This window comes from Carboxydothermus hydrogenoformans Z-2901 (genome assembly GCF_000012865.1).
Lineage (GTDB): Bacteria > Bacillota > Z-2901 > Carboxydothermales > Carboxydothermaceae > Carboxydothermus > Carboxydothermus hydrogenoformans.
Genome location: NC_007503.1, coordinates 1,900,001 through 1,918,525, shown reverse-complemented (window position 1 = coordinate 1,918,525; position 18,525 = coordinate 1,900,001). Strand labels below are relative to the sequence as shown.

General features: G+C 37.7%; 18 protein-coding genes and 2 pseudogenes (1 of these 20 running past the window's edge). 18 read left to right on the top strand and 2 right to left on the bottom strand.

The genetic code is table 11. The annotated features are described in order from the left end of the window. Nucleotides 1–39 precede the first annotated feature (39 nt). The 16 genes and pseudogenes from cas6 to CHY_RS09885 all read left to right on the top strand — a co-directional run bounded on the left by cas6 (nt 40) and on the right by CHY_RS09885 (nt 13,711). Nucleotides 40–786, top strand: coding sequence for a CRISPR-associated endoribonuclease Cas6 (gene cas6 / locus CHY_RS09950; RefSeq protein WP_011345026.1), 747 nt, complete (start codon nt 40–42; stop codon nt 784–786). Between the two features lie 421 nt (nt 787–1,207). After that, nucleotides 1,208–1,351, top strand: a pseudogene (locus CHY_RS13200) (IS21 family transposase); the annotation flags it as partial. A gap of 425 nt (nt 1,352–1,776) precedes the next feature. After that, a complete protein-coding gene (locus CHY_RS09945; RefSeq protein ID WP_011345024.1) occupies nt 1,777–2,244 on the top strand; it encodes a DIP1984 family protein in 468 nt (155 codons plus the stop codon). Nucleotides 2,245–2,643: 399 nt separating this feature from the next. Then, nucleotides 2,644–2,859, top strand: a pseudogene (locus tag CHY_RS09940) (SIMPL domain-containing protein); the annotation flags it as partial. Nucleotides 2,860–2,912: 53 nt separating this feature from the next. Next, the gene (locus CHY_RS13195; protein WP_011345022.1) at nt 2,913–3,065 is read left to right on the top strand and encodes a hypothetical protein; all 153 of its coding nucleotides are present in this window, start codon (nt 2,913–2,915) and stop codon (nt 3,063–3,065) included. A 33-nt stretch (nt 3,066–3,098) separates the two neighbouring features. Next, the gene (locus CHY_RS09935) at nt 3,099–3,491 is read left to right on the top strand and encodes a hypothetical protein (RefSeq protein ID WP_011345021.1); all 393 of its coding nucleotides are present in this window, start codon (nt 3,099–3,101) and stop codon (nt 3,489–3,491) included. A 66-nt stretch (nt 3,492–3,557) separates the two neighbouring features. Beyond that, nucleotides 3,558–4,244, top strand: a complete 687-nt coding sequence (locus CHY_RS09930) for a TIGR00266 family protein (RefSeq protein ID WP_011345020.1) — start codon at nt 3,558–3,560, stop codon at nt 4,242–4,244. Between the two features lie 299 nt (nt 4,245–4,543). Next, entirely contained in the window at nt 4,544–5,218 is a 675-nt protein-coding gene (locus tag CHY_RS09925; RefSeq protein ID WP_011345019.1) for a hypothetical protein, read from the top strand. 380 nt (nt 5,219–5,598) lie between these two features. Beyond that, on the top strand, nt 5,599–5,982 hold the full coding sequence (locus CHY_RS09920; RefSeq protein WP_011345018.1) for a hypothetical protein: 384 nt from the start codon (nt 5,599–5,601) through the stop codon (nt 5,980–5,982). 559 nt (nt 5,983–6,541) lie between these two features. Continuing rightward, nucleotides 6,542–7,114, top strand: a complete 573-nt coding sequence (locus CHY_RS09915; RefSeq protein ID WP_011345016.1) for a hypothetical protein — start codon at nt 6,542–6,544, stop codon at nt 7,112–7,114. A 153-nt stretch (nt 7,115–7,267) separates the two neighbouring features. After that, nucleotides 7,268–8,197 (top strand): DUF1848 domain-containing protein, encoded by a 930-nt coding sequence (locus tag CHY_RS09910; RefSeq protein ID WP_011345015.1) that lies wholly within the window; start codon nt 7,268–7,270, stop codon nt 8,195–8,197. A 56-nt stretch (nt 8,198–8,253) separates the two neighbouring features. Next, on the top strand, nt 8,254–8,676 hold the full coding sequence (locus tag CHY_RS09905; protein WP_011345014.1) for a hypothetical protein: 423 nt from the start codon (nt 8,254–8,256) through the stop codon (nt 8,674–8,676). Nucleotides 8,677–8,876: 200 nt separating this feature from the next. Next, on the top strand, nt 8,877–10,151 hold the full coding sequence (locus CHY_RS09900) for a WYL domain-containing transcriptional regulator (protein WP_041537747.1): 1,275 nt from the start codon (nt 8,877–8,879) through the stop codon (nt 10,149–10,151). After that, nucleotides 10,144–11,124, top strand: a complete 981-nt coding sequence (locus CHY_RS09895; RefSeq protein WP_011345012.1) for a helix-turn-helix transcriptional regulator — start codon at nt 10,144–10,146, stop codon at nt 11,122–11,124. Before CHY_RS09900 ends, CHY_RS09895 begins: the two co-directional genes overlap by 8 nt. A gap of 72 nt (nt 11,125–11,196) precedes the next feature. Further along, entirely contained in the window at nt 11,197–12,570 is a 1,374-nt protein-coding gene (gene csx2, locus CHY_RS09890; protein WP_011345011.1) for a TIGR02221 family CRISPR-associated protein, read from the top strand. 19 nt (nt 12,571–12,589) lie between these two features. Further along, the gene (locus CHY_RS09885; protein WP_011345010.1) at nt 12,590–13,711 is read left to right on the top strand and encodes a putative CRISPR-associated protein; all 1,122 of its coding nucleotides are present in this window, start codon (nt 12,590–12,592) and stop codon (nt 13,709–13,711) included. Nucleotides 13,712–14,315: 604 nt separating this feature from the next. Here CHY_RS09885 and CHY_RS09880 read toward each other — a convergent pair. Both CHY_RS09880 and CHY_RS09875 read right to left on the bottom strand, forming a co-directional pair. Next, entirely contained in the window at nt 14,316–16,328 is a 2,013-nt protein-coding gene (locus CHY_RS09880; protein WP_011345008.1) for an ATP-binding protein, read from the bottom strand. Between the two features lies 1 nt (nt 16,329). Continuing rightward, on the bottom strand, nt 16,330–17,481 hold the full coding sequence (locus CHY_RS09875; protein ID WP_011345007.1) for a hypothetical protein: 1,152 nt from the start codon (nt 17,479–17,481) through the stop codon (nt 16,330–16,332). Nucleotides 17,482–17,648: 167 nt separating this feature from the next. On the opposite strand from CHY_RS09875, the gene CHY_RS09870 reads away from it, so the two are divergent. Further along, nucleotides 17,649–18,059 (top strand): hypothetical protein, encoded by a 411-nt coding sequence (locus CHY_RS09870; RefSeq protein WP_011345005.1) that lies wholly within the window; start codon nt 17,649–17,651, stop codon nt 18,057–18,059. A gap of 388 nt (nt 18,060–18,447) precedes the next feature. Next, nucleotides 18,448–18,525 carry the beginning of a phosphate ABC transporter ATP-binding protein PstB gene (pstB, locus tag CHY_RS09865; RefSeq protein ID WP_011345003.1) on the top strand. It continues 684 nt past the right edge of the window, so only the first 78 of its 762 coding nucleotides appear in the window; it begins with the start codon at nt 18,448–18,450; its stop codon lies off the right edge, out of view.

Here is an 18,525-nt window from a genome sequence, read left to right as displayed (position 1 = left end):
AGCCCTTTAATCGAACAATTTTTGGATGGGAGGAAAATTATGCGCATAGAGGTACTTTTAAAACCGCGGGAGAAAGCGGTCTTTTTACCGTTTAATTACCAGTACCAAATTACCTCAGCAATTTATGAAACTATTGCCAAATCATCACCGGAATTTGCCCGAAAGCTTCATGACGAAGGTTTTGGGGAGAGGCGTTTTAAATTTTTTACTTTTTCCCAGATATTAGCCAAGAGGAAAAAGTTAGCACCGGATGGTTTCTGGATAATTGGGGAATGTTCTTTAAAGATTAGTTCCCCCCTTTATGAGTTTTTGCTTCATCTTTTAAATGGCTTATTTAAAGACCATAAATTTATAATTGGCCGGGAAGAGTTTACGGTAAAAGGTGCTTTTATTAGAGAAAATCCCGAAATAAAGCCTGGCCAGACTTTTGTTTGTTTGTCTCCAATAGTGGTTAGCACTCTTAAAGAAGGCTATACGAAACCATATTACATTAGGTATACCGAGGAGCCGGAGCTTTTTTCGGAAAAAATCCGGCAAAATCTTTTGCGTAAATTTGCAACCTATTATGGTCGTTTGCCGGTTGATGACCGCCTGTTTTTCTTTTTTGACGAGGAATATTTACAAAAAAATAAAGGAACAAAGCTTATCCACTACCGGGATCAAAAAATCTTAGGCTATTTAGCTCCTTTTACGGTGGAAGGTTCAGCAGAGCTTATTGCTTTTGGCTACGATGTGGGCTTTGGGGAGAAAAACAGCATGGGCTTTGGGTGTGCGGAGGTAAAATAAAAAATAGCGAAGAGTTTTAGGTGTTAAAGTTGCGGCCTCAAAGAGAAAATCTTTGGGGTCTTTTTTATGGAAAAAGTTTTTCTGGCAGCTCATGTTAGATTATAAAAGGAGAGATATTGGGGGTACTTTATTTTGCGGATAGCGGAATTGAGAAGTTTTGCTGTTAAAAAGGGGTAAAAGGGGATTAAGTGTCGAAATATGCGAATTATGTCAAAAAGTATTTGTCGCAAATAACAAGGAATTGTAAAACAAATGCAGAAAATTATTATTATTCGGCGTAGTGTTTGGGGGACTAAATGCAAGCAAAAACACCTTATGTCACCGCCGGTGTATAATTGCCCCGGGAGCAACGAAAAGGAAATGACCCACCCCCTGGCGAAATATCCCTCTGAGACCACAGCAAAGGATCGGAGGGAAATAAATGCTCGGGAGTGGATCTATTATCATGTTACATGAATTAAAAGCAAGAGGCAAGAGTATTTGTGCAATCGCACGAGAAACAGGTCATTCCAGAAATACGGTTAGAAAATACCTCAGAGCAGAGGGCATTCCTGAAAGAAAGCCCCATACCTAAAAAGGTTACAACTCGCCCGACTTCCGTATAAAAAGACTCTAACCCAATTTAACCTTACCTTCCAGCCTAGTATCGATGAAAAAGGACAGGTTAAAAACCGGTCTCTACAGTAACTCACATATCAAAGCTAATTTAAAAAAAGCCAGGTTAGGTCAATTTAAAAACTTTGAAAATGGGTCAATTTAAATCCGCTGTTGACAAAAAAAGTACCAGCGTAGAACGAGTGAACAACCGATTAGACGTTTCTTTTGGCTTTGAAGTGCACACAATCCGAGGGATGGAGAAAATGAAACTTAGATTTGGATTGGCGCTGTGTGTCGGCGGTGATATTATCTTCGCAAGGTAAAAACAAATCCGGGTTAGAAAGGAGGGAATATTCCCGATTTGGGAGATGATTGCCCAAGTTGGGAGATAAAATGAAACTTGCGGAAGCATTATTAGAACGAAAACGGATAAAAGAAGAAATTGCTGCTTTACGTGCGCGTGCGTGTCACGATGCAAGAGTTCAAGAAGGCGATGCACCTGCAGAAAATCCGGAACAGTTGATGGAAAAAATACTGATGCTTGTAGAAAAATTGCAGAAAATAACTACTGCCATTAACAAAACAAATATAGCCGTAAGGCTACCTGATGGAAGAACGTTGATGGAAGCAATTGTAGAACGTGATATGCTTAAACTATTGCATGAGACGGCTAAAGAAGTAGCTGATGCGGCAGTTGGCGCACGTGAATGGCGAATAACAAAGTCGGAAATAAAATTTATACCGACGATAGACGTTGCTGTATGGCGTAGTCGTGCTGATGAATATGCCAAAAGATATCGCGAATTAGATGCTTCTATCCAGTTAGCTAACTGGGCTAACGAATTGGTGGAAGAATTATAATGTTTTTTAGGCGTAGCCGGAAGAGTCGTTGAGAGCGTCCCCTTAGGTCGAAGGGTGAAGTCGACCGCTTTTTAAGATGGCTTTGAGATTGCAAGGCTACTAATGCGGTAAAGGTGTACGGTTCACAGAGTACATGCGTACCGCTTAAGGTGTAAAGTGTACTACCTGGCGCTGACGACCTTTCGGTGAGGGTGGGGAAGTGGGATTATGGTGTTGTGTATTATATTGTTCTGCCTAACGATACGGGGGATGAAGAATTTAAATATTAATGACAACTTCAACCCGTCCAACATGGTTAATGTTTATGAAAAATAGGTTATAAGTGGCAAAATGAATTATTAACAAAAAGTGGTGTTATTTTAGTCAAATTAAGGATAATGAGATGAGATCTTTGCGGGGATGTTAGGGCTTGCCACAAAGGATGCTATGCAAAGGGCGGAACAGATTGCAAAGTTTACAGGAGTAAAAGTTGGAAAATTGAGGTCATCGAAAATGGGGGTTTTTCAAATAACAGCACCATATTCCACTGATGTTTCTGATATGGGGATATTTGATACATCTTCAATAGAAAAAGAAATTACAGCTGTAGTAACCTGTGAATTTGAAATTAATTAACTTTAGGAAGAAAAGTTTCCAGTCCCTGGCCGGACCGAATTGAATATAAAAATATGAAAAGGGTAAATAAAAATAAGTTTATCTTTGAAGGGGATGTTGTTGAGATAACGAGTGTGCCTGGAGAAGAATTGCGGATGGGGATAACTCTTACGATTGAAAGGCGTGGAACGAAATGGCTTATTACAGATGTTAAGCAAAAGCCATAGCCATTAATAATTACATAGGGGTAAGAAGGGGAAATGTTATCAGTGCGGTCTAACCGAATAAAAGCTAAAAGAAAGATAATTTTGATTTTAGTTACCTTGCTAATTTTGTTAATTGTTACTCTAAATATTAAAATCTTCTACTTATTCCAGGAAGGAAACCCAATTCCAGTCTTATTTGGCGTAGCACGCCTTGAATTTTTTGGGGAAAGAATAGCCCTTATTTCGTCTGACGGCTCAAAATATATCGCTAAAAGTGAATATAATGAATCTCTTCTCAATGAACGACTTTCAAAGTATGGTTGGAAATTTAAGGATCGACTGGGGTCTGGAATATTTTACGAAAAAGATGGTGAAACGATGGTTGTCAAATGCCGTATGTTTACTCGCCGTTATGTAATTTACGAACTTGACCGAGCCCTTTGGTAAGTTTAGAGGAAAATAATTTTAAAAAATTATACGGGAGATTTTAAATAATATAAGGGTGGTGTATCTATGAATTTTAAAATTGTGGGGGAGACTTTGCCGGTCGTAATTTTAACCCTGGGAAAGGGAGAAAAGGTTTTTACGCAGGCTGGTGGCATGGCGTGGATGTCTGAGGGTTTTGAAATGCAAACCAATATGGAAGGGGGCTTACTGAAAGGGATTGCCCGTAAGCTGGCGGGAGAAACGCTTTTTATGACCACTTATACCTGCACTAGGGATAGCGGGGAAATTGCTTTTGCTTCGTCATTTCCCGGAAAAATTATTCCGTTGGAGCTAAAGGCAGGCCAGTCGATCATCTGCCAAAAAAAAGCTTTTTTATGCGGAGAAAGCAGTGTTAAATTGGAAATTTTCTTTAGAAAGAAAATTGGGAGCGGTCTTTTTGGCGGAGAAGGTTTTATTCTGGAGAAAGTAACAGGCCCGGGTCTTTGCTTTGTTGAAATCGATGGAGCAGTAGTCGAATATGAACTGGGAAGTAATGATATTTTAAAGGTGGACCAGGGCCATGTAGCGATGTTTGAGCCTACTGTTACCTTTGAGATTGAAATGGTAAAAGGGTTTACCAATGTTCTGTTTGGCGGTGAAGGATTGTTTCTTGCTACGTTGAAGGGGCCGGGCAAGGTATGGCTGCAATCCCTGCCCATAGAAAATCTGGCAGCAAGGCTTATCCCGTATCTACCCGCTTCGAAAGGAGATTAAGGGGAGGTTGAAAAAGCGTTTAAAAGCTGAAAAATTAGGAGAACCGATTTAGGTTTCGGCCGTCTTCCGGCCGATGACCGCTTGTTTTTCTTTTTTGATAAAAAGTATTTACAAGGGCTTTGGGTGTGTGGAGGTAAAAAATTCTTAATGGATTAAATTCTTAATGGATTAAAAAGTAAAGCAGGAAAACAAAGGATTGGGGAGAATAAGCCATCTTTTATGCTGGTGAAACTCAAGTATCTTCAGCGGTTTGGCAAATTGAGTAACAGTTTTAACAAAATTTTAGGAGTTCGGTAGTTATGGGTAATCTAAAATTAGTTTTACTTTTAGTGGGAGTGTTAGTTTTAACCTTAACCGCCAGCGGGTGCGGTTGCCAGGCGGAAAAAATTAAAAATGCGGTGAAAGATAATGTGGGTCAAGTCGTTAATAATGTGCAAAATCAAATTAAACAAAATAATGTGCAAAATAACGGAAACGGGCAAGAACAAAATAAAAACGAAGAAATAGTTGTTGATAAACCTGATGTAAAAGTTGCATTCTTAAAAAATCCACCATATCCGTTACCAAACATAAAAATTGTTAAAGTAAACAATGAACAGGAATTGATAAAATTAATAAAAGGTAAAGAGAAAAATCTTACCCCGCAAGAACAATTAACTATTGATGCATTTGCAGGACCAAGAGGATTAAATAACCCTGACGATTATTATGGTTATGTTCGTGATTATAAAGTAGAAGGAAGTAAACATACAATAGTTTTATTAACTGCAATGAGAGGACAACTGGAATATGTAAAATTAGAAATAAATAACCTTCAACCAAATCATGAATTAATGGATGACATGAGAGTTTCAAAAAATTATAGAAAAATTAGTGTTGGAAAATATATTGTAATTGATGTAGCAGGGAAAGGATTTAGCGGGCCATATTATGTAGTTGAACGACCAGAACATATTCCACCAATGAAATTTTAATAACCCCGGGAAAAACCGGGGTTTGGTTTTATTTTTTATAAATATTGCTTTTGGAGCAAATGCGTATTGATAAAAAATAGACCCAAGAACAACAGCCACAACTTGGAATGACCGGGGCTCATTATTAATCAACCTGCTATTCGTGCTTTTTTCTGGGATTGAAAGGTGTAAATCAAAATTTTTGACGAAAGAGGCGACGATGAATCGTCGTGAGCGACTGCCCCCGATATCTTTAAAAATCACAAAATATCACACCAACCGATATTGGGGGTGAAGCTGAAAATTGAACTAATATTTCCTTTGCGTCAACCACTACTACTACAGATTCCGTTCAACAATAAATAACATTTAATCCAGATACTGTAATCACAAAAGATAATATGAATGATATTTTTGAAAAATACGGTTTAGATCCAAGTGCTGTCAAAAAAACAGATATACCAGTTATTAGAGATGTAACAGTGCGAAACCTTGAAATGGTTATTCAAGAGGCTAAAAAACTGCCTAAGACAATAATTGTATGTGCTGATAATGGTACTAATGTAAAAAATAGCAATAATACTAATGATATCACTACTCAGGCTACTACCGCTACTACCGGTACTGCAACTGTAAGCTATAATGCCCAAATCACCTTCTCATTAATTATGAAGTATTCTGCCACCGGGAAATATTATAAGAGTGGTACAACAAAATATTGGACAGCTGCATACGGGGCGAATATCGAAGTAGCGTCCCCCCTTCTCTTTACTGGTGGCAAATAGATAAAATAAGCAAATTAACAAATACTTGTGTTAATCCTTCAAAGAGCAATTCATATTTACAAATGGACTATGATTATATTGTTGGATGTTATTTTGGTATTAAGGGCATAGGTGGCATTCTGATTAACTCAGTCAATGTAAAAGGCTATATTAAGTTTGGCACATCTTATATTCCATAAAAAATTAAAGGATGAATAATGATGAATAATGGAATGGTTTACACCTTAAAATGGATAATCATTATATTAATAAATGTGATGATTATAAAAATTATTATGAATATAATAAATGCTTTTGGTATAAAGTTCGTAGAAAACTTTCAAGATATATGGAAAAAGATGAGAAAACGTAAATAGTTGAAACGAACTGACTATTAGAAATCAATGCCCACCGGAGTATAAATATATTGACGAAGAAAGTTCCGTAAGATATAGGGTCTTTTGTTAAGCGGCGTTCTCTTTTTCTTGGTCCTCGGCTGTCATTTTCGTACCGGAGTTCGACAGTACTGAGGCATTTATTAGTACTGTTTGTCTATCCGAAAGCCAACCTGGATAAAAGTTTGGAGCAGAAGGTACTGCGGCATGTTTCCAGCCGACGCCACAATGGCTGGAAGCATGCCTTTACGGTTGGAGAAATTACGGAAAACGCCGAAATTGTCCGCAAAGACTGTTTGGTGCGGGAAGTAAAAAAAATGGTGGTTGAAGTGGAAAAACCGGTGGGATTGTTGATGCGCTACCGTCTTGATCGCTACCTGGGGAGGCAGTATGGGGTACCTCTGTATTTCGAGCGCCCGATAACAGCGATAATGGATACTTCTCCTCTGGTGGTCGAGGAAGATACTCCCATTGAAATAGTCTCCCAGATTGCCGTGAACCGGAATAGACTCAAGCTTTACGATTATATTATTGTTACCAGAAACCAGCTGTTTAAAGGGATTGTATCGGTCCAGACTCTCCTTGATACTATGACCAGAATCCGGCTGGAAATGGCCAAAGGTGTCAACCCGCTGACCGGATTGCTGGGAAATTATAACGGTAACGGTGCGGGAAATCAATGCTCTGGATTTAAAAGTTTTCCAGGGCATTTTTTATGGGTTCTTGATGGTTTTCTAAGTTGTGCTGGATGGAATTGAAGTACTAAAAGTTTTAGATGGAAGTAATCGCTTAATTCCGCGATAAAATGTGAATACTGCAGTTTAGTTTTGCGGAAAAATGGTTAAGCAAAATCTCTAATTGACCAGAACAAAAGTTCGATGATAAACTATTAAAAAAGGAGTATGATTCTAATGCAGATTATCAGCGCCAGCCGCCGGACTGATATTCCGGCTTTTTACGGCGAATGGTTTATGAATAGAATAAGGGAAGGGTATTTTATTTTTAAAAATCCTTATAATGCTAAACAAATGAGCAAAATTTCTCTTCGCCCCGAAGATGTTACAGCTATTGTTTTCTGGACCAAAAACCCTGCTCCTTTTATGAAATACCTTGATGAGCTGCAGGATAGAGGCTATCGCTTTTATTTTCAATATACTTTAAATGGCTACGGCCCGGAAATGGAGCCCTTTTTACCGTCCGTAGAAAAGCGAATAAAAACTTTTAAAAAGCTTTCAGAAAAAATCGGCAAAGAAAAAGTCATCTGGCGGTATGACCCGGTAATTTTCAGCAATGTTCACAGCAGTGACTATCACCGGGAGAAGTTTTCGTATATTTTAAATGAATTAAAAGATTTTACCACCCGTGTAGTGATAAGTTTTGTGGATGAGTACCGTAAAGCTACCATAAACTTTAAGAAGCTGAAAGAAGAAGGAATAGAGATTTATCAGCCCCCGGAAGTGATAATAAAGAGTTTTGCCTATTTTATGGCTGAAGAAGCAAAAAAATTGGGCTTAGAAATCCAGAGCTGCGCTGAAAATATAGCCTATCTTCCTGCGGCAGGCATCATGCCAGGCAAATGCATTGATGCGGATTATATTGAAAAAGTATTTTCTCTTACTTTACCCGAAAAACTCCACTTAAAGGATAAAAGCCAGCGGCAGGAATGCGGTTGTGTGGTCAGTAAAGATGTAGGCGTTTACGATACCTGCCTGCACGGGTGTAAATACTGTTATGCGGGAAGCTATGAAGCGGGGAAAAAAAATTACGAAAAACATGACCCAAACTCCCCCCTGTTAATCGGGAAGTATGACGGGGGAGAAGCGGAGCCGACTCTTTTTTAAAGCATACTGTTTTTTGCATTCAGAATCTGAAAAGCTTGAAGAAAGGAGAAAGAAAAATGAAAATGCTAATCTCACCCTTGGGCATGTCTCCGGGATTACTTTATTCGGCGCTTTATCATGTAAAGCCGGATTTTTTATTTTGTTTAACCTCTGAGAAAGGAAAAGAAAGGCTTCTTGATATCATGGAAAAGGCAGGGTATATGGGAGGATATTCTGTATTTATAGTTGACGACCCTTTTACATCTTTTCACGAGACCGAAATGGTCTGGAAAAGCTTAAAAGATTTGCTTGATTTCGATGCTGAAATAGTAGTTAATATCACCGGAGGTACGACAGCCCTTCAATACCTTGTGCAAAAAACTGCCGAACGTCTGGAGAACCAAGGATTTTTGGTAAAAACAATTGCTCTAATTGACCGAAGAAGTCGCAGCGAGCAGGAAAACAATCCTTACATACCAGGGGAAATTGTTTATTTGTAAACCTTAAAAATTCTCATAGCCCCGGGTTTCGCCTTCTTTTCCCGGGGCATTTGTTTTATTGGTAGAAATTTTCAGAGATGAACGTTTTAGTGAATTGGTAAAAGCTTAATTATATGGCGATAAAATAAGAGGAAGCAAGCAGGATTTTCTAATAATTTGTCAAATTTCTCCGGTAAAGAAAAAAACCGGAGGGATGAAATGTGGCAAAACACATAGAGATTCAAATGCGCCAGGCACGTATTCGAGAACTTTTTTTGCAACATACAGGCCAGGAATTAACTTCTAAGCAAATTACCGAGCTTTTAAATTTCCCTTTATCAGCGGAGCGAACAATTCGCAATGATATTAAAGAATTAATTAAACAGGGATTTCCTATAGAAATTCTCCGCCGAGGGAAGTATCTCTTTAGAGGAAGAAAAACATCTTATCTAAGAAAAGATTTGCGCTTTGGCAGTGATGATATAAGGCAGCTTTGGCTTCTGGCGATAGTGGCTGAGAAAAGGGAAGTCAAAGTTCCGGAACTTTATAAGGAACTTGAGAAAAAGTTTAAAGAATTTGAGCAGGAAATAGGCTTTAGCTATGAAACATTGCAAAATGATTTTAAAGAGCTTGCAGCTCATGGATTTTTGCTTAAAAAAGATGAAGTTTATCAACTTGGGAAAAAATTTTTACCTATCTATCGCCACCGCATTAAGAAGGAGTTAAATGAAGTAATAAGGGAGTTAGAAAGAAAATATCGTTATATGCAATATAATCCTCTTTTAAGCGAGGTTTTAAATAAATTAAAAGCTTACCGCAATACTTTTATCTATACGATTGATACTCATATTGAAGAATATTTTGAAGAGAGAAGAAAAATCAGGTACTACCATGGTCCCCGGGAGCTTGTAGATGAAACTTTAATAATGATTAAAAACGAAATTAGTCGTGCTCTTTTTGAAGAAAAGAAAATAAAAGTTACTTATAAAGGAAAAGAACAATTTTTCTATCCCCTTGGCCTTGTGTATAACCAAAACAATCAGGCATGGTATTTAATTGCCAAGCCTATAAGAAAAAGAGAGGCAGCCAAAAAACTTCGCGTTGATCGGATTGAACAACTTGAAGTTTTAGAAGAGCCGATTCCTAAAGAGGTAGAAACTTGTGTTAAAGCCATGGTAGCCCCCGGTTGGGGAATTGGCACAGGTCGAAAAGAGAAGGTAAAAGTTCTTTTTTATAACCGGGCAAATACTATTGATAGAGTAAAGCCTATTTTAGAGGTGAGAAAAATAGTTCATCCCACCTGCAATTATTATTTTGATTCGGCCGGGAATCTTATTTTTGAAGATTACATAAGTGGTATTGAAGAATTTTTAAGCTGGCTAAGACAGTTTGGAGCTGACGCCCTAATTTTTGAACCAGCTTCCTTGATTGAAAAATACAGGGAAACATTAAAAAAATTGGCGGAGCTCTACCCGGAGGTGCAGGCGGATGAATAGCCGGGAGTTTAAAGAACTTATAAAAGTAATAAACTTTCATGCAGCAATGGAGGAGATAAGTTTAGAGGATGCTGCTCTGCTTCTTGGTGTTACTGAAGATTCGCTTAGGAGTTTTCTTAATGAAGTTTCTGCCCATGAATTTTTAAATGAGTTTTCCGGGATATTTATTGATGAAGATGGAGAAAATGAGGTTGTAATTTGTGAAGGGTATGGTTTAAAAATTCCGGTATTGCAGCTTAGTTCGGAAGAAAAGACGCTGATTGTTCAGGAGGCCGGGGAAACGGGAGAAAAACTTTTAAAAATTTTTGCCCGGAAAATACGCAAGGAAGAAAAAGATTGGGTAACTAAAACGGCAAAAACTTATACGCACAAAAGGATTCCTGGGGTGACGATATCTCAGGAACAACAGGAGATAATGCAAAAGATTGAAACTGCAGTTTATGAGAAATTAAAAATTAAGATTACCTATGCGATTTCTGAAGAAAGTAAAAACAATACTGTGGTGTTTAATCCTGCTGGGCTTGTATATTACAAGCACGATGGCTTCTGGTACCTGGTTGGATTTGAAGAACAAAAATTTTACAAGCCAGAAATTATTAGAATTGACCGCATAACCGGTGTGTTATTCGAGCAAAAGAAAGCAGAAATTCCGGAAGGTTTTCAAATAGAAAGTTTTTTCAAAAATCGCTGGGGGATGGATGCTGGCGAAGAAGTCAAGGTAAAAATTCGTTTTTTACCGGAAGCTAACGTCATTGAGAAAGCCCAAAGAGAATTAAAAGCCCGGGGCTTTAGGGGGTTAAAATTTCTGGAAGATGGAAGCTTACTTTGGGAAGATAAAGTTACGGGGGTAAGCGATTTACTTTTTTGGCTTCGTTCCTTTGGTTCGTCGGTGGAGGTAATTGAACCGCGAGAATTACGGCGGGAGATGGTGGAAAGTATAAAAAGGCTTATGAAAGTTTATGAGGTTAAATAGTTCTTGTATAACTTTTGTATTTATGTTAAGAGGATAAATTTCAGATTCAGATTTAGGGGAGTAGGGTGCTTGATGAGAGTAAAATTAATTTCCTTTCTTGGGACAAATAAATATATTCCTTGTCGTTATAAATTTGAAGAGGAGATTTCAAGTCCGAGTTATTTTATTCAAATGGCTTTAGTCGAATTATTGACGAAAAAATTTTCTTATGAAATTGAAGCAGTAATTTTTACTACCGATGAAGCTTTTGAAAAAAATTGGTTAAAAGGAGAAGGTTATCCTGGGTTAGTTGAAGTGTTTAATGAATACCAGCAAAGAAATCCAAAATTTAAATTTCGGAATGTTATGGTACCTTCTGGGTTATTTGAAAATGAGATAATAAAAATTTTTTCTAAAATATACAATGAAGTTGAAGAAAATGATAACTTGGTTTTTGATTTGACCCACAGCTTTAGAAGTTTACCTTTTTTAACAGGGATAATTTTAAATTATACGAGACTTTTAAAAAACGTTAATATTTTAGGTGTTTATTATGGAGCCTTTGAAGTACTGGGCCCGGTTCGTGAAGTAGAAGAAAAATATCCTGATGTAAATGACAGAGTAGCTCCTGTAATAAGTTTAAATTATTTTCTTGAAATTTCTGATTGGGTTTTGGCTGCAGATAGCTTTCTTAATTCTGGGAATGCTGGTCGAATTGCTGCTTTAGCTCAAAAAGGTTTTAAGTCAATTGAAAGTCCTGAAGTAAAAAGAAACAATAATTTGCTGCAGAAAATTGCAAGAGAAATTAATAAATTTTCATTAAGTATTGCAACTTGTAGAGCATTAGACTTAGCGGGAGAAACAAGAACCATAGAAGCAAATGGGCAAAGGGTAATATTGAACCACAAACCTGGAATAGTGGAAAGTTTAAAAGAAATGCTGGAAAATGCGGCTTATGATGAAATACCAGAATTAAAGCCGTTTTATCCCATCATAAATAAAATCAAGGAGAATTTTAAAAACTTTACAGAGGATGTGGTTGAGAATATTAATCATATAACTGCTTGGTGTTTAGAACATGATTTGGTTATGCAGGGATATACTTTTTTAAGAGAAAATATTATAACTGCACTTTGTTTATTAAATGGCTTTGATGAAAAAGATCAAAATAGTCGTGAATTGCAGGGGAAAATTGCAACTACGATTGCACTTGAAATACCTGAGGACAAGTGGAATGATGAAGTAAAACAATACAGGGATTTTGTTTATAAAATCTTATCTGAGGAAGCTTTAGTGAAAGCATATAAACTCTTAAATAAAGTTAGTATTTTTAGAAATGAATTGGCTCACTGTCAATATACCGGAAAAGATATAAGTGCTGAAAAGTTTAAAAATCGTTTAAGCGAGCATTTAAAAGAGTTTGTAAATTTTTATCAAAAAAACAAATTAAATAGCTACAAAAAATAAAAGGAAGGCAGGAAAGAGAATGAAAAACGTCCTTTGTACAGTTGGAACAAGCCTTCTGGGAAATTTTAATCGCTTTGAAAATGCGGTTTTACGCGAAGTTGCTTTGGACGCTCTTGAGAAAAATGATTATGCCAGGGTTGCCGATATCTTGGCCAGCTTTCCGGAAAGCGACCGAAATTGCGGGGCAGAGATAAATTCTATCTTTGAATTGAGATATAGAGGTATAATTGGGGAAAATTTCCGGCTCCATTTTCTGATTTCCGATACACCCGATGGCGAAAAGGTCGGTAAAATCCTGGAAAGATTTTACCATGGGAAGGGTATCCAGGTAAATTTAGTAGTGATAGAGGGCTTACTGGACAAGGAACCCAAACGTTTTAGAAGAGAAGGGTTAAGAAATTTAATTAAACAGATGGCCAGAGTACTAAGGGAGTATGGCAGCGAAAATTGCCTTATCAATGCCACAGGTGGTTATAAAGCGCAGATTGCTGTGGCGGTAATGCTTGGCCAAGCGCTGGGGGTAAATGTTTACTACAAACATGAGCAATTTTCAGAAATCATAAGTTTTCCGCCACTGCCTTTTTCTCTGGATCAGGATTTGTGGCTGAAATACAATTATTTATTTACGGTTTTGGATAACGGGGCAAAGGATTTAATAGAACTGGAAGAGGTAAAATATGAGGAACTTGATGAAAAAATTGAGCCATTAATTAATAGAGAAGTAATCGAGGGCAAAACTTATATAGAACTTTCAACGGCAGGCCAAATATTTCATGAAACCCTGAAATCTCGCTGGCAAACTATCCGGCAAGAGTATCTGCCGCCGATTATTCCCGAAAAGTCCAAAGTTTTTGTGGAAAAACTGCAGGACCATAACTGGCCTGACCGGGAGCTGGTTATAAGAATAATGAACAAAATCATAAAAAAAGTTCCATTTGTTCGCACCTGCCGAACCAACTATTTAAATCCAGACTTACCTAAAAGAGAAGGCTTTATTTTAAAAAGAGGAGAAATTGTGGGAATTATTTCACGACAAGGCTGGACGGTTAGTTTTGTGGTAGATACTAACGCAAAAAGTGAAAGACAGAAAGAAGCTGCTGTTGAATATTTAAATTCTAACCTGGATGAATTTTATTATTAAAAAAGGAAGTTTGAATTTCCTTGCGAATATTCAGGGTAAATGGAAATTAGAAGTTGCTATGGTTTTTGCATATTTCTGGAAGCCTTGTTTCTAAGGCTCCCAAAATGAGTTTTACTAAGAATCACTATGAGATGTACTGGAAAAATAAGGATGAAACTAATGTAAAAAATGCAGAATGGATCCAACTTACCAAAACAAAAAATGGTATAACTTAATATTTAATATAACGTTGAGGATTTTTGGTGCTAATTTTTTGAATTTCTAAATTGGAATTTTCTGTTATATTAGAAATTTACTTAATTCTGGTGTTGATGATAAAACTTTAAAATAGGCTCTCCTGAAGAAGTACCGAATTTTTGGCGCTTTAACTTTAATGACATTTGAGTATTTTTTGGATCCGACTTAAGCTATGAAATTAGAAATGAAAAAAGACCTGAGAGGATTTGGATAGTTAAAAAAGGGTGTAAAGTTTTAGGTATTGAAATTGGAAAAAAATAGTTTTAAAACAGCAAAAGTTTTATTGAAAAGCCGATAACCAATGTTATTTTTTTTATTAAAATGAGGTTAAAAAAGTCTTCGGCCCTAATATTAATCTGGGGCTTTTTTACTGCTTTTTTTCTATTTTTTTATTCCAGGCGTTAAGGTTTATTTTAAAGATATCCTGATTGTCGCTGTTTTTATCCCGGTAAACTTCAGAATTACCAAAAATCCGCCTTAAATAATCTAAAATTTTATCGTATGAAGGGATTTCGTTAATACCACGATTTTTAAAGGCTTCGACAATTTGGTGATAAAAAATATCGGCCCTCAAGGAAACGGTATTCTGGTCATAACGATATCTGGTTTTGTTTTGTAAAAGAATGTTATAAATAGCGATTAACTTTTTCCGCGTTTTTTCCTGTGTGGCTTTAATAACTGTTTCAACTAAAGTATTATCAAAGGGAGTCTGGCAGGAGGCGGAGTAGAGCTTTTCAAAGTTTTTAACCCTGACCGGGAGCACAAAAGGCTGCCGGGGAGCACTCCACATATAGCAGTTGCCCTGAATGGGTTCGCCAATTAAATGGGCCAAAATATCATCACTGAAATGGGAATTAAAACGGTTTAAAGTTTGAGCATCGTTTTCCGATAGTAGGTGGAAGACAAACCAGTTGTCTGCCTGACTTAGGATTTCCGGAGCTATGGAGCCGGGCTGCTGGGTAATTAAGATCGCACCAAGGTCGTATTTCCGGCCTTCTTTAACCCATTCTACAAAGGGACTGCTATCGTCGAGATTCTTTCCCAGGACCGATTGGGCTTCTTCCAATACTACTATGGCCGGGATGATGGGCTGGCCGCTGGTGAAGTTCTCCTGGTTGTGGTCGAAGATTTTTTTGAGTAAAAGCCCTGCCAGTTTTTCACTGGCCGAGGAACTTAAAAGGCTTATGTCCACTATTACCAGGGCGCCTTCGGATAGAGCTTTTTTAACCCCTTCGGTTAAATTACTGTCGGGGTCATGGTGCAGAGTTTTTATGATATTAAACATGTTACTTTTAGCGGCGGATATTTCGGCTTGGTAGACGTTTGCCTGTTCAGGACTGTATCCTAAAAGTTCGGCAATTTTTTCGTCGGGGGCCTGCAAACTGGCTTTATGAATTAATTCTACCATTTGTTCCCAGGAACTCTGGCTTAAAGAACGAAGTTTTACCACGTTTTGATTGGTTTGCTTTTCCGGTGGAATACAAAGGTGGATTACATCCTGTGGACGAAATTCAGCTACATTAAGGGTAACCGGTCCGGCAATGAATTTTTGGTAATATTCATTGGGAGCAGGCCGGTTGGTGAAGATAACTATTTTTTCTACCAGATGGGGAACGTTACAAAGCCCCGGCCTATTTTTAACCTGGTCTGGCCAGAAATACTCACCATCGGCATCAAAAACCAGAGTACCAACTTTTAAACCTTTTTCGGTGGTAGGGGTTTTGCGGTAAAGTTCAGAAAGTAAAAGTTTCATAAGATTTGATTTTCCATAGCCGGCCCGGGCAAAGACTAAAGTCCTGCGGGCAATAAGGTTCTTTATATCAAAGCTTATAGGAAGCTTGGGGTCCAAAGAGCGGAAGATAGGATTATCTGGTTCTTCTTTACTGCCGCAATAAACAAACTCTCCCAGAACATAGTGACCGATTTCGGTGTTGCCCTGGTTTAAACTGCAAATTTCCCTCAACACTTCATCACTGGGCCAGGCTACTTTTGAGCCTAAATGGGGAAGTCTGCGCTGGGATGGGACATAAACGATTTTTCCGTTATCATCAATTTTTACTGCACCTAAAAGCTTTACATATACCCGGTAGCGAAGTTTTTGTTCTTTTAAATCTTCGGGAATGGGTTCGGACCGTCGGCCTAAAGCGTTAAAATATTCTTCCCCTTCGGGAGTAGTTAAGAGCCCGGTGGGGATAAATTTGGTAATGCGCCCCAGGGCAGCTTCTATTTCCGAGCCCAGTTCAATTAAGATAAACTGACCTAATTGCGGGCGTTCAATCATGGAAGCGTTGTAAGGTAAAACTAATTCTGCGGCAAATTCAAGACCTTTTTCGGTAAAACCTTTGAAAATACCGATTACTTTGTTTGGTTCAAAAAGCATTTTATTCCCCCTTAAAGAAGGTATTTAACTTTTCACCAAGGTATTTAAACCGCTCTAATTTTTCTCCGTTACCTTTATTAAATGCACTGGCGTAATGCCTTGTAATTTCGTCCTGTAAAACGATCATTTCAATTTTGGAAATTTTGGCTTTTTCATGAGCTTCCTGTACTGACCGCGGGTAGTCGGGAATGGGAAAACCCTGACGGGCATCGTAAATTAACTTTCCTAATATTTTATCGGCTGCGTCCTTTTGCCAGACGGCAATGTCTACTGGCCAGACCGGCGAATATTTTTCTGGACCAAATTTTACTAAAAAAAGTTTACCCATTGCCTGGTAGGCAGTAGTATTAGAAATGGCTATCAGGTCTTCTCTGGTGGTTATGTAACTTTCAATTCCCTCGTAACAGGCTTTTTCTATTTCCCGGGGTACTTCTACGTACCAGGAACCTTCACGGAAAAAAGTTTCCTCCAGGGCCAGGGCTACTGCTAACCGGCTTAGAACTGCACTTCGTTTGGCAATGCCTACAATAGAAGCCTCGATCCCCAGGTTTTTTAATTTGGAAATTTTCTTTCTAAATAAATCATCGAGTTTAGCAAAGACTTCCCACTTAAAAACAAAAGAACGTAAGAGGCCATCACGAATGAAAATTACTTGCTTTAAAGGAAAAGGTTTTTCAATATTTAAAAGATCATAAAGTACGGCCCATTCGATTATTTCGCGATAGGCACGCATTAAAAGGGTAAATTGCCGGGGGTTGTTGAACTTTGTAAAAAGATGGGAAAGTTCAGTAACTTCCAGTCCTAAATCCTGACACAATCTTCTTAACGGACCAAATTCGTACTCTCCGGGTTTGGTTCGGGCAATAAATTGCTCAACTCCGGCACTGGAGGAAAAAACATCAAAGTAAGGTTTATCCCAGATGGAGCAGGCAACCCGGACAAACTCATAGACCGCAGGGTTGAAATATATCCGGTTATCTCCACCATCGGAGGCAACGATGGAAATGGCCGAAGTGGTGTAGGGTCTAATTGGCTTTAAATTTTGTTTTAACTGGCGAGCGTAACTGCAAAAACGTTCCAAAAGTTGTTTTTCATAGCTCTGAAGATAGGAAAGTTTTTTTAAAAAATCGGTGATATCAAGGTCGTATAGCAAAGGTGAACCTCCTGCTTAAACATTAATGGTAGAAGAAGAAAATATTGCTAAATATATTATTGAACAAAATTTGACAAAATCCTTCTTTTGTTTATACCTGATTAGCAGGAAAAAAACAGGAGAAGGAGAAATAATATAATGAACTTAATTTTGCGGGAGGGCTGCCGGTGGGTAAATTCGTTTACTGTGAAGATGAGACGGTCTGGAAGTATGTAGCTGGGCTTCAGGATCCGGAACTTTACCGGGTTCCGAAGAAGCTCGGGATTGGTGAGTACGAAAATAAAGGTGGTTATGAAATACTGCGGCTAAAGGTTGAAGATGTTCCGCTCATTCGGCAGTACCTGGAGCAAAAAGAGTTTGCCAAACTAAAGGATGAGTTTAACCGGCTTTATTTAGAAAATACGGAAATGGATGAGAAAGGGGAGCGGTGGCCGGTAGAAGGGTATCATGAAATTGTTGAGAAGTTTACACGACTTTACAATTATTATTTTTTGTACATGTTAGAAGAAATTGCTAATTATATTGAAGACAGGGCGGTATCCGGGAAAAAGGTGTTTGAGTTTAGAGGGGAATTTTAAGAAAATTGTTCAGGCCTGCTTCAGGCAGGCTTTTTTGTATACATAAAAAAATAACCGGAGAAGACTCCGGGGGCAAAAGGTGAAGGTTGTGTGCTTATTGTATTTTTATACCACTAATTTAGTAAACATGCAATGCCTTTTTTAAATTTTTTTATGTACTAAACTTTAAAAATCAGGTAATATTTGTTAGTGCTGGGAAAGTTAAAGGCGGGAACTTAATAATTGAACAGTTTATGTTAAGAAAAATTTAATTCTGCCATAATATAAACTCAATAAAAAATTAATATAATAAATCATATGAAAAAGTAAGTGAGCTGAAGCTAAAAGTTAGAGGAGTTGTGAGAAGTCTAAATCATGTTGAGATTAATGCAGCATTGGAGGATAAGAGATGCTGTCTGATGTTAAAATTAAAGTTCGGGATTTAAATTTATATTACGGTAACTTTCAAGCGTTAAAAAACATAAGT

Bases quoted from the DNA above. Each gene is read 5' to 3' on its own strand.
- CHY_RS13195 (WP_011345022.1), top strand. From the start codon at position 2,913: ATGAAAAGGGTAAATAAAAATAAGTTTATCTTTGAAGGGGATGTTGTT.
- CHY_RS09935 (WP_011345021.1), top strand. From the start codon at position 3,099: ATGTTATCAGTGCGGTCTAACCGAATAAAAGCTAAAAGAAAGATAATT.
- CHY_RS09925 (WP_011345019.1), top strand. From the start codon at position 4,544: ATGGGTAATCTAAAATTAGTTTTACTTTTAGTGGGAGTGTTAGTTTTA.
- csx2 (WP_011345011.1), top strand. From the start codon at position 11,197: ATGAGAGTAAAATTAATTTCCTTTCTTGGGACAAATAAATATATTCCT.
- CHY_RS09885 (WP_011345010.1), top strand. From the start codon at position 12,590: ATGAAAAACGTCCTTTGTACAGTTGGAACAAGCCTTCTGGGAAATTTT.
- CHY_RS09945 (WP_011345024.1), top strand. From the start codon at position 1,777: ATGAAACTTGCGGAAGCATTATTAGAACGAAAACGGATAAAAGAAGAA.
- CHY_RS09905 (WP_011345014.1), top strand. From the start codon at position 8,254: ATGAAAATGCTAATCTCACCCTTGGGCATGTCTCCGGGATTACTTTAT.
- CHY_RS09895 (WP_011345012.1), top strand. From the start codon at position 10,144: ATGAATAGCCGGGAGTTTAAAGAACTTATAAAAGTAATAAACTTTCAT.
- CHY_RS09910 (WP_011345015.1), top strand. From the start codon at position 7,268: ATGCAGATTATCAGCGCCAGCCGCCGGACTGATATTCCGGCTTTTTAC.
- CHY_RS09920 (WP_011345018.1), top strand. From the start codon at position 5,599: ATGAATGATATTTTTGAAAAATACGGTTTAGATCCAAGTGCTGTCAAA.
- cas6 (WP_011345026.1), top strand. From the start codon at position 40: ATGCGCATAGAGGTACTTTTAAAACCGCGGGAGAAAGCGGTCTTTTTA.
- CHY_RS09930 (WP_011345020.1), top strand. From the start codon at position 3,558: ATGAATTTTAAAATTGTGGGGGAGACTTTGCCGGTCGTAATTTTAACC.
- CHY_RS09880 (WP_011345008.1), bottom strand. From the start codon at position 16,328: ATGCTTTTTGAACCAAACAAAGTAATCGGTATTTTCAAAGGTTTTACC.